Genomic DNA, 12,234 nt, shown 5'->3' on the forward strand with positions numbered 1-12,234 from the left:
GCCCATGAGCCAGCAGCAGCAGCACGACGATCCCGAGGTCGAGTGGTACGACGAGGAGGACGCCCCGGAGGCGCCTGAGGAGGACGCGCTGCCGCGGCGGCCGCGGCGCCGGTGGGCGACGCCCGCGACGGGCGCGCTGGCGGCGGTCGTGCTGGCGGCCGCCGGGTTCATCGGGGGCGTGCAGGTGCAGAAGCACTCGGGCGACGGGTCCGGCGGCGGCGCCGGTGCTGGTGCGGGTGCGCGGGCGGGCGGCTTTGCGGCGCGACTGGGGGCGGGTGGCGCTGGTGGCGCCGCCTCCAGCGCCACGGCCGGCACGGTCGCCAACGTCAAGGGCTCGACGATCTACCTGACGACGAGCGACGGCACCACGGTCAAGATCAAGACCAACGACAACTCGAAGGTCACGCGCAACGCGTCCAGCAGCGCGGCGGCCATCCACCCGGGCGACACGATCGTGGTGCAGGGCGCCAAGGCGTCGAGCGGGACCGTCACGGCGTCGTCGATCACGGCGACGGCGAAGGGCGTCTCGGCCTTCGCCGGCCTCGGGAGCGGCGCGGCGCCAGGCGGCGCCGCGGGCGCTTCGGGCTCCGCCGCGGGCTCCGGGTCGGGCTCGGGCGGGTCGTCGGTCCGGGCGCCGCAGGGCTTCGCGCCGCCGGCCGGCTGATCGCGCGACCCAGACCGCGTCGAAGGTCCTTCGCACGCCACAATGGGGGCAGTGCCGAACATCGCCGTCACCGGGCACCGCAACCCCGATACGGACTCGATCGCCGCGGCGATCGGGTACGCCGAGCTGCGCGGTCGCCTGGATCCCGAGAACACGTACGTCCCGGTTCGCCTGGGGGACATCAACAGCCAGACCCGCTGGGTCCTGGACCGCGCGGGCGCGGCCGAGCCGATGTTCCTGCCGCACATCATGTTGCGCGTCCGCGACGTGATGCAGCAGGACTTCTACGCGGCGGGGATCGACGATCCGGTGCGCGAGGTCGGCCTGACGATGGCGCAGGACAAGCTCGACGTCGTCCCGATCGTCGACCACGACGGCAAGCTCGTCGGGGTCATGACCGAGCGCGCGCTGGCGCGCCGGTACATCCGCGAGTCGCGTGAGGCGTCGACGCTGGTCGACGCGCCGACGCGGGTCAGCGCGATCGCGGCGGCGGTGAGCGGGGAGCAGGTCGTCGGCGACGACGTCTCGGTCGCCGGCCGCGTCTGGGTGTTCGCGATGGCGACCGACTTCCTGGAGTCCGGGATCGGCGAGGGCGACGCGGTGATCATCGGCAACCGCGAAGACGCGCAGGCCCGGATGATCGAGCGCGGCGTCGCGCTGATGCTGATCTCCAACGGGATCGCGCCGAGCGACGAGATCCTGAAGCTGGCCCGCGAGCACGGGACGGCGGTCGTCCTGTCGCCGCTGGACTCCTACGTCTGCGGCCGCATGACGACGCTGGCCGCGCCGTGCAGCGCGCTGATGGACACCGATCCGGTGACGGTCCGGGGCAACGACCTCCTGGAGGACGTCACCGACACGATCAAGGACGTCTCCTATCGCGCCGCGGTCGCGGTGGACCGGTCGGGGCATCCGATCGGGCTGGTCACGCGCACCGACCTGGTCAACCCGAAGCCGCGCGACGTCCTGCTCGTCGACCACGCCGAGCAGGGCCAGTCCGTGCCCGGGATCGAGCAGGCGCACATCGTCGAGATCCTCGACCACCATCACATCGGCTCGATCGAGACGCGCGTGCCGGTGCGGGCGACGTTCGACCCCGTCGGGTCGACGTCCACGCTGGTCATCGAGCGCTTCCGCCAGGCCGGCGAGGATCCGACCAAGCCGACGGCGACGGTGCTGCTCGGCGCGATCCTGAGCGACACGGTGATCCTGAACTCGCCGACGACGACCGACCGCGACCACGTCGCCGTCCGGTACCTGGCGGAGTTCTTGTCGTTGAACGCTGAGGAGTGGGGCCGCGAGATGTTCGAGAGCGGCTCCGACGCGGCGGACGCCTCGGTCGAGTCGCTGCTGGGGCGCGACTCGAAGGAGTACGAGACCGCCGAAGGGCCCTTGTGCATCGCGCAGGTCGAGACGGCGGGCAAGGTGCTCTCCGACCGCCTCGGCGAGCTCCGCGACGCGCTCCAGGCCCAGCACGACAAGAACGGCCACGTCCTGTCGGCGCTGATGGTCACCGACATCCTCGAGAAGCACACACAGCTCCTGGTCGCCGGCGACGTCGCGGCCGCCGAACGGGCCTTCGAGACCCAAGCGGAGAACGGCATCCTCGACCTCCCGGGCGTGATGAGCCGGAAGAAGCAGGTGGCGCCGCCGCTGTTGGGGGCGTTCTAGGCGGTCGCGCCTCGAGCGCGCGGAAAGCGGCTCAGGGCGACGCCGCCTCCAGCGCCGGCCAGCCGACGTCCTTCTCCTTCAGCGCCTCGTCCGCGGCCGCGCCGCCGCGGATCCCGAACAGACGCTTGGCGTACAACAAGTAGGCGACGACGGCGACGTTCAGGATGAAGGCCACCACCTTGAACGGCGACACGTGGTTGGTCAGCTCGTAGATCTCGACCGGCAGCAGCGAGGCGGTCACGATCAAGGTGAGGTACTCGGCCCAGCGCTTGCCCCACCAGAGCCCGACGGCCTCGACGCCCTCGACCAAGGCGTACATGATCGCGATCGCGGCGAAGAGGTGCAGCCGCGAGGAGCGCAGCGAGAAGAGCTCGTCGACGCGGTGGGTGAGGCCGTGCTCGCTGCCGCTGCCGCTGGCCGACTCGCCCGTGACGTCGGCGACGACGCGCAGCACGACGTCCCGGAGATCGGCCCGGTTCGCGCTGAACAGCAGGATCGCGATCCCCAGCAGCGCCAGGCCGATGAAGTGCACCGCGCGGTTGATCGCGATCAGCCGCAGCACCACCCGATCGCGCAGCGGACGGCCACGGAGCGGCAGCTCGATCTCGTCGCGCTCGGGCGGGACCTCGCGCGTCGCCGGCGGGCGGTCGCCGATCGGCAGCCACGAGTCGCACCGCAGGCACCGATGCCACCGCACGTCGTCGATCTCCCGCGCGACCACCGCATCCTCCGGCCGCAGCGCTCGCGCATCCAACCCCACCAGCTCGTGCCCCGTCAACCCACAGACGAGCAGCTCCCAGTGGAACCTCGGAACGAACCTCCGCGGCTTCTCCCGCCGCACTCCCGGAGCCAGTCGCTCGGTCACCGGCCGGGACCCTACTTCCGGCCGCGGCCGAGCCCAAGCCCGTCCGGCACACCCGACTTCCGGGTCACGCCGCCCGGCGCGTCATCATGTGCGCATGGCCGTCGACAGCACGCCGGCACCAGCGACCACGGAGTCCCGCCTCGAAGACCTCGTGGTCATCTCGGGTTTCTCTGGTGCGGGCAAGTCCACCGCGATGGCGGTGTTCGAGGACGCGGGGTACTTCTGCGTGGACAACCTCCCGCCGGAGATGATCCGGTCGCTCGTGGAGCTGTTCACGCACGAGGGCTCGAAGGTGGAGCGGGCCGCCGTCGTCTCCGACGTCCGCGGCGGCGAGTTCTTCGAGCCCCTGGAGGGCGTCATCGACGAGCTGCACGCCCGTGAGCTGCCGGCGCGCGTCCTGTTCCTGGACGCCGACGACCTCACGTTGATGGACCGTTACAAGGAGACCCGCCGCCGCCATCCGCTGGCGCCGGAGTCCTCCATCGCGTCCGGGATCGCCGCCGAGCGCGCGATGCTCGGCCCGATCAAGGACCGGTCGGACTTCATCATCGACAGCTCCGGCCTCAAGGCGAGCCACCTCCGCCGCCGCATCGCCGACGAGCTCCTTCCGCGCCACCGCCGCGGCCGCCTCGCGCTCACCTTCCAATCCTTCGGCTTCAAGCACGGCCCGCCGCGCGACGCCGACCTCGTCTTCGACGTCCGCTTCCTCCCCAACCCGCACTACGTCCCGGACCTGCGACCCAAGACGGGTCTCGAGGCCGAGGTCGTCGCCTACGTCGCGCGCGAGGGCAAGCTGGCCGAGTTCTACTCGCTGCTCGAGCCTCTGCTCGACTTCCTCGTCCCCCAGTACGAGGAGGAGGGCAAGGCCCACCTCTCGATCGCCATCGGCTGCACCGGCGGCCGCCACCGCTCCGTCGCGATCACCGAGCACCTCGGCCACCGCTTCGGCGAGCGCGACGACGTCGTCGTGGAGATCGAGCACCGCGACATCGGCCGCCGCGCTTGAAGACGCCAGCCACCGTGCGAGCGAGCCTATGGGCGAGCTCGCGCAGCGAGACGAGCCCGCTGGGCGAGGCTTCGCCGTGATCGACCACATCGGCTTCGAGGTCTCCGACCTCGCCACCTCCGCGCGGTTCTACGACGCGGTCTTCTCCCGTCTCGGCATCCGGCGCATCCACGACGCGCCCGCGGCGATCGCCTACGGCTCGCACGAGCCGCGCTTCTGGATCGTCCAGCGTGGGCGCGCACCCGCGCCCGGCTACGGCCACGTCGCGATCCAGGCCGCCGGCCGCGCCGCCGTGAACGCCGCCTACGAGGCTGCGCTCCAGACAGGTGGGCGGGACGACGGCCCGCCCGCCGTGCGCCCCCAGTACGGCCCGCGCTATTACGCGGCGTACGTGCTGGACCCCGACGGGCTCCGCGTCGAGCTCGTCGCGGGCGGGCACTGACCCCGAGCGGACCGATAGGGTCCGCCGTCCCCTTTCAGAACTCGCCAGCCCCCAGGAAGGACTGACAACGAGCATGCCCGTACGCGTCGGGATCAACGGCTTCGGCCGCATCGGCCGCAACCTCTTCCGGGCCGCCCAGGCCAAGAGCGCCGACATCGAGTGGGTCGCCGTCAACGACCTCACCGACACCAAGACGCTCGCCCAGCTCTTGAAGTACGACTCGATCCTCGGCCCGTACCCGGGCACGATCGAGGTCCAGGACGACACGATCGTCGTCGACGGCAAGCCCCTGAAGGTCCTCGCCGAGCGCGATCCGGCCAACCTGCCGTGGAAGGACCTCGGCGTCGACGTGGTCGTCGAGTCGACCGGCTTCTTCACCAAGCGCGCCGATGCGCAGAAGCACATCGACGCGGGCGCGACCAAGGTCATCATCTCGGCCCCGGCGAGCGACGAGGACATCACGGTCGTCCTCGGCGTCAACTTCGAGAAGTACGACAAGGACGCGCACCACATCATCTCCAACGCGTCGTGCACGACGAACTGCCTCGCGCCCATCGCGAAGGTGGCCAACGACGCGATCGGCATCAAGCACGGCCTGATGACGACGATCCACGCGTACACGCAGGACCAGAACCTGCAGGACGCGCCGCACAAGGACCTGCGCCGCGCCCGCGCCGCCGCGATCAACCTCGTGCCGACCTCGACCGGCGCCGCCAAGGCTGTCGGGCTGGTGCTGCCCGAGCTCGACGGCAAGCTCAACGGCTTCTCGGTCCGCGCGCCGCTCCCGACCGGCTCGCTGGTCGACCTCACGTTCGAGGCCGAGCGCGAGACGAGCGTCGAGGAGATCAACGACCTGTTCAAGAGCAAGGCCGACACCGGCGACTTCGCCGGCGTCCTCCAGTACACGGAGGACCCGCTGGTCTCGTCGGACATCGTGACCAACCCCTACAGCTCGATCTTCGACTCCGGCCTGACGGCGGTCATCGACGGCACGCTGGTCAAGCTCGTGGCCTGGTACGACAACGAGTACGGCTTCTCCAACCGCCTCGTCGACCTCGTCCAGAAGGTCCTTTGAGAACCCTCGACGACCTCGGCGACCTGACCGGCCAGCGCGTCTTCGTCCGCGTCGACTTCAACGTCCCGATCAAGGACGGAGTCATCGGCGACGACGCGCGGATCCGGGCCGCCCTGCCGACCCTGGAGGAGCTGCGCCGTCGCGGCGCGCGGCTCCTCCTGGCCGCCCACCTCGGGCGGCCGAAGGGCCGGGACCTGGACTACAGCCTCGCGCCCGTCGCGGCGCGCCTCACCGAGCTGCTCCACGTCGACGTCACGCTCGCGGCCGACCTCGACCAGGTCCCCGACGGCGACGTCGTCATGCTCGAGAACGTGCGCTTCGAGCCGGGCGAGACCAAGGACGACCCCGAGCTGGCCGCCAAGTACGCGGCGCTCGCCGACGCCTACGTCAACGACGCGTTCGGCGCCGCCCACCGCGCGCACGCGTCCACGCACGCGATCGCCAAGCTCCTCCCGAGCGCCGCCGGGCTCCTGCTCCAGCGCGAGGTCGAGACGCTCACCGGCATCCTCGCCGACCCGGCCCGCCCCCTGGTCGCGATCGTCGGCGGCGCCAAGGTCACCGACAAGATCGGCGTCCTGGAGGCCTTCCTGGAGAAGGCCGACACGATCCTCATCGGCGGCGCCATGCAGTTCCCCTTCTTCAAGGCCCAGGGCCACGACGTCGGCTCCTCGCTGTGCGAGGAGGAGGGCATCGCCCCGGCGCAGCGCGTCCTCGCCGCCGGCGGCGACAAGGTCAAGCTCCCGGTCGACACCGTGTGCGGCGAGGCGTTCAGCGCCGACACGCCGGTCACCGCGGTCGACGGCGTCGACGTGCCCGACGGCCTGATGGGCCTCGACGTCGGCCCGCGCACCGCGCAGGCCTACGCCGCGGTCATCGAGGACGCCGGCACCGTCTTCTGGAACGGTCCGATGGGCGCGTTCGAGCTGGAGCCGTTCGCGGCCGGCACGCGCGCCGTGGCCGAGGCCGTCGCCAAGACGTCGGCGACCACCGTGGTCGGCGGCGGCGACAGCGCGGCGGCCCTCCGGCAGTTCGGGCTCGAGGACGAGGTGACGCACCTGTCGACCGGCGGTGGCGCCTCGCTGGAGCTGATCGAAGGCAAGACGCTTCCGGGCGTGGAGGTGCTGTCATGAGCAGAACGCCGCTGATCGCGGGCAACTGGAAGATGAACGGCACGATCGCCGAGAGCGAGGACCGCGTCGCGTCGCTGCTGCCGCGCATCGCCACGGCCGAGCACGTCGACGTCGCGGTGTGCGTCCCGTTCACCGCGCTGCAGGCGGTCGTCGACTCCACGCGCGGCTCGCGCCTGGAGGTCTTCGCCCAGAACATGCACCACGAGCCATCGGGCGCCTTCACCGGCGAGATCTCCGCGCCGATGCTGACCGAGATCGACGTCCACGGCGTCGTCCTCGGCCACTCCGAGCGCCGCCAGCTGTTCGGCGAGACCGACAAGGTGCTCCAGCTCAAGGTCCCGGCCGCGATGGACGCGGGGCTGACCGTGATCCTCTGCGTCGGCGAGACCGAGGACGAGCGCGAGAACGGCGACACCGAGCGCCGCCTGCGCCACCAGGTCCAGGAGGGCCTGGAGAAGGTCCCGGTCGAGCGCCTCGGCGAAGTCGTCGTCGCCTACGAGCCGATCTGGGCGATCGGCACCGGCCAGACCGCGACGGCCGAGCAGGCCCAAGACGCGCTGGCGTTCGTGCGCGCGCTGGTCGCCGACCGCTCCAAGGAGGCCGCCGAGCACGTCCGCGTCCTCTACGGTGGGTCGATGAAGCCCGACAACGCCGCCGAGCTGCTGGCGCTGCCCGACTGCGACGGGGGCCTGATCGGCGGCGCGTCGCTGGACGTCGAGCAGTTCGTGGCGATCATCGACGCCGCGCCACGCTGATGGCTGGCCTGGGGCGGGTGGGTCCGATTCCGCGCGCGGTGCTCGTGGTCCTCGACGGCTGGGGCCTGGCCCCGCCCGGACCGGGCAACGCGGTCGACCTCGCCGACACGCCGGTCTTCGACGCGCTCTGGGCCAAGTACCCGCACGCGCAGCTGACCGCGGGCGGCAAGGCCGTCGGCCTGCCCGAGGGCCAGATGGGCAACAGCGAGGTCGGGCACCTCAACCTCGGCGCCGGCGCGGTCGTCAAGCAGGACCTCACCCGGATCGACGAGGCCGTCGCGGACGGCACCCTCGGCGACAACGAGGCGCTGGCCGCGGCGATGGACGGCTTCGAGCGCGTGCACCTGATCGGCCTGGTCTCCGACGGCGGCGTGCACTCGGGCTGGAAGCACCTCGAGGCGCTGATCGAGCTGGCGGGCCAGCGCGGCGTCCCGGACGTCGTGATCCACGCGTTCACCGACGGGCGCGACACCTCGCCCCGCGGCGGCGAGCGGTACCTCGCGCAGGTTCAGGAGTGGGCGGAGAACCTGTCCCCGCCCACCCACGCCCGCATCGGCTCGGTCATCGGCCGCTACTACGCGATGGACCGCGACAAGCGCGAGGAGCGCACGAAGGCCGCGGTCGACCTGCTGCTCGACGGCGTCTCGCCGCACCACGCCCACAGCGCGGTCCAGGCCGTCACCGACTCCTACGAGCGCGACGAGCGCGGCGACGAGTTCGTCGCGGCCACGACCGTCGGCGGCGAGGCGGGGCTGCGCCCGCAGGACTCGGTCATCGCCTTCAACTTCCGCCCGGACCGGATGCGCCAGCTCACCGAGGCGCTCGGCCCGAAGGTCGCGCGCTACACGACGCTCACCGAGTACGAGGAGGGCTGGCCGTGGCCGGTCGCCTTCCCGCCGCGCCGCCCCGAGACGACCATGACCAAGGTCATCGCCGAGGCGGGGCACAAGCAGCTGCACGTCGCCGAGACCGAGAAGTACCCGCACGTCACCTACTTCTTCGGCGGCGGCGAGGAGGAGCCCGAGGCCGGCGAGCGCCGCGAGCTCGCGCCGTCCCCGCGCGACGTGCCGACGTACGACAAGAAGCCCGAGATGAGCGCCCGCGAGGCGGCCGACAAGTTCATCGCCGCCTGGCGCGAGGACGAGCCGACCTTCGGGATCATCAACTTCGCCAACGCCGACATGGTCGGCCACACCGGCGTGATCCCGGCCGCGGTCACGGCGGTCGAGACCGTCGACGCGTGCCTCGGCGACCTGGTCGCCGCGGTGCAGGAGAGCGGCGGCGCGCTGCTCATCACCGCCGACCACGGCAACGCCGACGAGATGCTCGAGGACGACGGGTCGCCGGACACCGCGCACTCGCTCAACCCGGTCCCGGTGATCGTGACGGTCGAGGGCCTGACGCTCCGGGATGGTGGCATCCTTGCGGATGTCGCACCAACGTTGCTCCAACTTCTAGGCATCGACCAGCCCGCCGCCATGACCGGCCGCTCGCTGGTGTCGGACGACTGACACTCAGGATTTCTGCGCCGTAATACACTCCGGCGCACGATGAGCAAGGGGGCCCATCGCAGGGGGCTCGTGGGACCGACGCTGGCCGGTTTCGCGGCGGTCGCCCTGCTCGTGTGCATCATCTCCGCGTTCCTGCTGGCGAGCGTGAAGTCGATGCACGACAACGCCAACGACGCGCGGGACGGCGAGCGCGTGGCGCTGCTGACGTCGCGCCTCAACCGGCTGGCCATCGACCTCGAGACCGGCGTGCGCGGCCGGCTGCTGACCGGCGACGACCAGTTCCTCAAACCGTACAGCGACGCCCAGCAGGCGATCCCCGGCGCCGAGGCCCGGCTCGCCACGCTGGTGAAGGGTGCTGAGCAACGCGGCCAGCTGCGCGCGCTCCAGCAGCGCGTCGAGGGCTACCGCACCGGGTGGGCCGCGATGGCCGCCGCCCTCCCGCTCGACACGCCGCCGGCCGACATCCGGTCGCAGATCGCCAACGGCAAGACGCAGCTCGACGACCTGCGCGCGCGCTTCGACGCGTTCCGCACCGCGCAGCTCGCCGAGTCCGACCGGCAGGCCGACCGCGCCGACGACGCGAGCACCCGCGCGGCGATCATCGGCGTCGGGGGCCTCGTCCTCACGCTCGCCGGCCTCGCCGCGCTCGCGGCGTTCAACGTGCGCTGGATCCGGCGCGAGGCCGCCGCGGCGATCGCGCGCGCCCAGGCCGAGGAGGCGTCGCGGACGAAGTCCACGTTCCTGGCCAACATGAGCCACGAGATCCGCACGCCGCTCAACGGCGTCATCGGGATGGCCGAGCTGCTGCTCGACACCGACCTCGACCACGAGCAGCGCGAGTACGCGACGACCGCCCGCGCGTCCGGCGAGCAGCTGCTGAGCGTCATCAACGACATCTTGGACATCTCGAAGATCGAGGCCGGCCACCTCGAGCTCGAGGAGCGCGCGTTCGACCTGCGCGAGGTCGTGGAGACGACGTCCGACGTCGTGGCCGCGACCGCGCACGGCAAGGGCCTGGAGCTGTCGGTCTTCCTCGGCGACGAGGTGCCGCGCGCGGTCCTGGGCGACCGCGGCCGGCTCGCGCAGGTCCTGACCAACCTGCTGTCCAACGCCGTGAAGTTCACGCCCGCGGGCGAGGTATCGGTCGAGGTCACGCGCGAGGGCCAGGACGACGCCGGCGCCGCGCTGATCCGCTTCGCGGTCGCCGACACCGGGATCGGCATGGCCGAGAAGGACCTCCAGCGGCTCTTCGAGTCCTTCCAGCAGGCCGACGCGTCGACCACGCGCCGCTTCGGCGGCACCGGCCTGGGGCTGGCGATCAGCCGCGAGCTGACCCGGATGATGGGCGGCGACCTGACCGTCACCAGCGCGGTGGGGCGCGGCAGCACGTTCACGTTCGTCCTGCCCTTCGACGGCGCCGAGGGCGAGCTCGCCGACGTGCGCGCCCAGGTCGAGCTGCGCGGGCTGAAGGTGATCGCGGTCGACGACACGGCGACCAACCGCCGGATCCTGGAGGCCTACCTGGGCTCGTGGGGCATGCGCGTGACGAGCTGCCCCGACGGCCAGGACGCGCTGGAGGCGCTGCACCGCGCCGCCGACAGGGGCGAGCCGTTCGACGTCGCGGTCTTGGACTTCAACATGCCGCGGATGGACGGCGTGGAGCTGGCGCGCCGGATCACCGAGTCGCCGCAGCTGCGGTCGCTGCGCATGGTGATGCTGACCTCGTCGGGCACGGGCCACGCGGCCGCGCGCGACGTCGGGGTGACCGAGTTCCTGACCAAGCCGGTGCGCCAGTCGCGCCTGTACGACGCGATCGCGTCGGCCATGTACCACTCGCCGGGCGCGCACCAGGCGCGCCGGCGCGAGCGCACGGACGAGGAGGCGGAGCGGGTGGACGCGTCAGCAGCCGGCGGCGCGGAGGGCGCGCTGATCCTCATCGCCGAGGACCACGACGTCAACCGGATCCTGATGGAGAAGCTGCTCGGCAAGCGCGGGCACCGGACGGTCGCGGCGGGCACGGGCCTGGAGGCCGTGCGGCTGGCGGCCGAGGGCGGGGTCGACCTGGTGTTCATGGACTGCCAGATGCCCGAGCTGGACGGCTACGCGGCGACGCGGCTCATCCGCGAGCGCGAGGACGGCGGCCTGCGGCTGCCGATCGTCGCGATGACCGCGCACGCGATGGCCGGGGACCGCGACAAGTGCCTGGCGGCGGGGATGGACGACTACGTCGCCAAGCCGCTGCGGCCCGACGAGGTCGACGCGATGCTCGCCCGCTGGCTGCCGGGGCGGGCAGGCGCCGAGCAAGGCAATGGCCATGGGAACGGCATCGGCGACGGCAACGGCGGCGCGTTCGTCGTCGACCCGATCGACGAGGCGCGCTTCAACGACCTCGCCGGCGAGTTCTCGCCAGAGGTCGTGCGCGAGGTCGTGGGCGCGTTCATCGACTCGACGCCGTCGATCATCGAGCGGATCGTGCTGGCCGCCGAGGGCGTCGACCACGCCGAGATCTCCAGCGCCGCGCACCGGCTCAAGGGCGGCTGCCTGGCCGTGGGCGCCGGGCAGCTCAACGACCTCGCCGGCGAGCTCGAGGGCCTCGGCCGCGACGCCGCGCCCGGCGCGGACCTGCGGGACGCGGCGGCCCGGCTCGAGCGCGCCTGGATGTCGACGCGCCGTGCGCTGCGCCAACGGGTGGGGTAGAACTGACGACCATGCTCTTCGGCAAGGAACACATCGAACGCTACGAGGCGACCGACGGGGAGGAGGGCCACGACTGGGAGAACACCCAGACGTTGATCCTGACCACCACCGGCGCCAAGTCCGGTGAGGAGCGCAAGGCGCCGCTCATCTACGGCGAGCACGACGGCACCTACCTGATCGTCGCCTCCAAGGGCGGCGACCCCAAGCCGCCGGCGTGGTACGTCAACCTCCAGAACGATCCGCAGGCCGAGATCCAGGTCTGGGGCGAGAAGTTCCCGGTCACGGCGCGCGACGCCACGCCGGAGGAGAAGCCCGAGCTCTGGACGATCATGACCGGCCACTGGCCCGCCTACGACGAGTACCAGACCAAGACCGACCGGGAGATCCCGGTCGTGGTCCTGGAACGCGCCTAGGCCAT

At 71.8% G+C, this 12,234-nt stretch carries 11 protein-coding genes; 10 read left to right on the forward strand and 1 reads right to left on the reverse strand.

Translation table 11 applies throughout. The annotated features are described in order from the left end of the window. Positions 1-4: 4 nt before the first annotated feature. Together DSM104299_RS08155 and DSM104299_RS08160 are read left to right on the forward strand one after the other, a co-directional pair. Positions 5-664 (forward strand): hypothetical protein, encoded by a 660-nt coding sequence (locus DSM104299_RS08155; protein WP_272476800.1) that lies wholly within the window; start codon positions 5-7, stop codon positions 662-664. A 51-nt stretch (positions 665-715) separates the two neighbouring features. Next, a complete protein-coding gene (locus DSM104299_RS08160) occupies positions 716-2,335 on the forward strand; it encodes a putative manganese-dependent inorganic diphosphatase (RefSeq protein ID WP_272476801.1) in 1,620 nt (539 codons plus the stop codon). Positions 2,336-2,366: 31 nt separating this feature from the next. On the opposite strand, the gene DSM104299_RS08165 is transcribed toward DSM104299_RS08160, so the two are convergent. Beyond that, on the reverse strand, positions 2,367-3,056 hold the full coding sequence (locus DSM104299_RS08165; RefSeq protein WP_272476802.1) for a DUF2127 domain-containing protein: 690 nt from the start codon (positions 3,054-3,056) through the stop codon (positions 2,367-2,369). A 238-nt stretch (positions 3,057-3,294) separates the two neighbouring features. On the opposite strand from DSM104299_RS08165, the gene rapZ reads away from it, so the two are divergent. From rapZ to DSM104299_RS08205, 8 genes are all read left to right on the forward strand, one after another. Next, entirely contained in the window at positions 3,295-4,206 is a 912-nt protein-coding gene (rapZ, locus tag DSM104299_RS08170) for an RNase adapter RapZ (RefSeq protein ID WP_272476803.1), read from the forward strand. Positions 4,207-4,282: 76 nt separating this feature from the next. Further along, on the forward strand, positions 4,283-4,648 hold the full coding sequence (locus tag DSM104299_RS08175; protein ID WP_272476804.1) for a VOC family protein: 366 nt from the start codon (positions 4,283-4,285) through the stop codon (positions 4,646-4,648). 73 nt (positions 4,649-4,721) lie between these two features. Beyond that, positions 4,722-5,723, forward strand: a complete 1,002-nt coding sequence (gap, locus tag DSM104299_RS08180; RefSeq protein WP_272476805.1) for a type I glyceraldehyde-3-phosphate dehydrogenase — start codon at positions 4,722-4,724, stop codon at positions 5,721-5,723. After that, the gene (locus DSM104299_RS08185; RefSeq protein ID WP_272476806.1) at positions 5,720-6,853 is read left to right on the forward strand and encodes a phosphoglycerate kinase; all 1,134 of its coding nucleotides are present in this window, start codon (positions 5,720-5,722) and stop codon (positions 6,851-6,853) included. Before gap ends, DSM104299_RS08185 begins: the two co-directional genes overlap by 4 nt. After that, a complete protein-coding gene (gene tpiA / locus DSM104299_RS08190; protein WP_272476807.1) occupies positions 6,850-7,608 on the forward strand; it encodes a triose-phosphate isomerase in 759 nt (252 codons plus the stop codon). The genes DSM104299_RS08185 and tpiA overlap by 4 nt, the downstream gene beginning before the upstream one ends. Positions 7,609-7,625: 17 nt before the next feature. After that, positions 7,626-9,119: a 2,3-bisphosphoglycerate-independent phosphoglycerate mutase gene (gene gpmI, locus DSM104299_RS08195; protein ID WP_272476808.1), complete on the forward strand. Its 1,494-nt coding sequence runs from the start codon at positions 7,626-7,628 to the stop codon at positions 9,117-9,119. A 39-nt stretch (positions 9,120-9,158) separates the two neighbouring features. Then, complete coding sequence (locus DSM104299_RS08200) at positions 9,159-11,816, forward strand: response regulator (protein WP_272476809.1); 2,658 nt, start codon at positions 9,159-9,161, stop codon at positions 11,814-11,816. Between the two features lie 11 nt (positions 11,817-11,827). Continuing rightward, entirely contained in the window at positions 11,828-12,229 is a 402-nt protein-coding gene (locus DSM104299_RS08205; protein WP_272476810.1) for a nitroreductase family deazaflavin-dependent oxidoreductase, read from the forward strand. Positions 12,230-12,234: the final 5 nt, after the last annotated feature.

Origin of the sequence: Baekduia alba, assembly GCF_028416635.1 — a bacterium.
In the GTDB taxonomy this organism is placed as follows: domain Bacteria; phylum Actinomycetota; class Thermoleophilia; order Solirubrobacterales; family Solirubrobacteraceae; genus Baekduia; species Baekduia alba.

Excerpts from the sequence above, each read along its gene's own strand:
- DSM104299_RS08155 (WP_272476800.1), top strand. The coding sequence starts at position 5 with ATGAGCCAGCAGCAGCAGCACGACGATCCCGAGGTCGAGTGGTACGAC.
- rapZ (WP_272476803.1), top strand. The coding sequence starts at position 3,295 with ATGGCCGTCGACAGCACGCCGGCACCAGCGACCACGGAGTCCCGCCTC.
- gap (WP_272476805.1), top strand. The coding sequence starts at position 4,722 with ATGCCCGTACGCGTCGGGATCAACGGCTTCGGCCGCATCGGCCGCAAC.
- tpiA (WP_272476807.1), top strand. The coding sequence starts at position 6,850 with ATGAGCAGAACGCCGCTGATCGCGGGCAACTGGAAGATGAACGGCACG.
- DSM104299_RS08200 (WP_272476809.1), top strand. The coding sequence starts at position 9,159 with ATGAGCAAGGGGGCCCATCGCAGGGGGCTCGTGGGACCGACGCTGGCC.
- DSM104299_RS08205 (WP_272476810.1), top strand. The coding sequence starts at position 11,828 with ATGCTCTTCGGCAAGGAACACATCGAACGCTACGAGGCGACCGACGGG.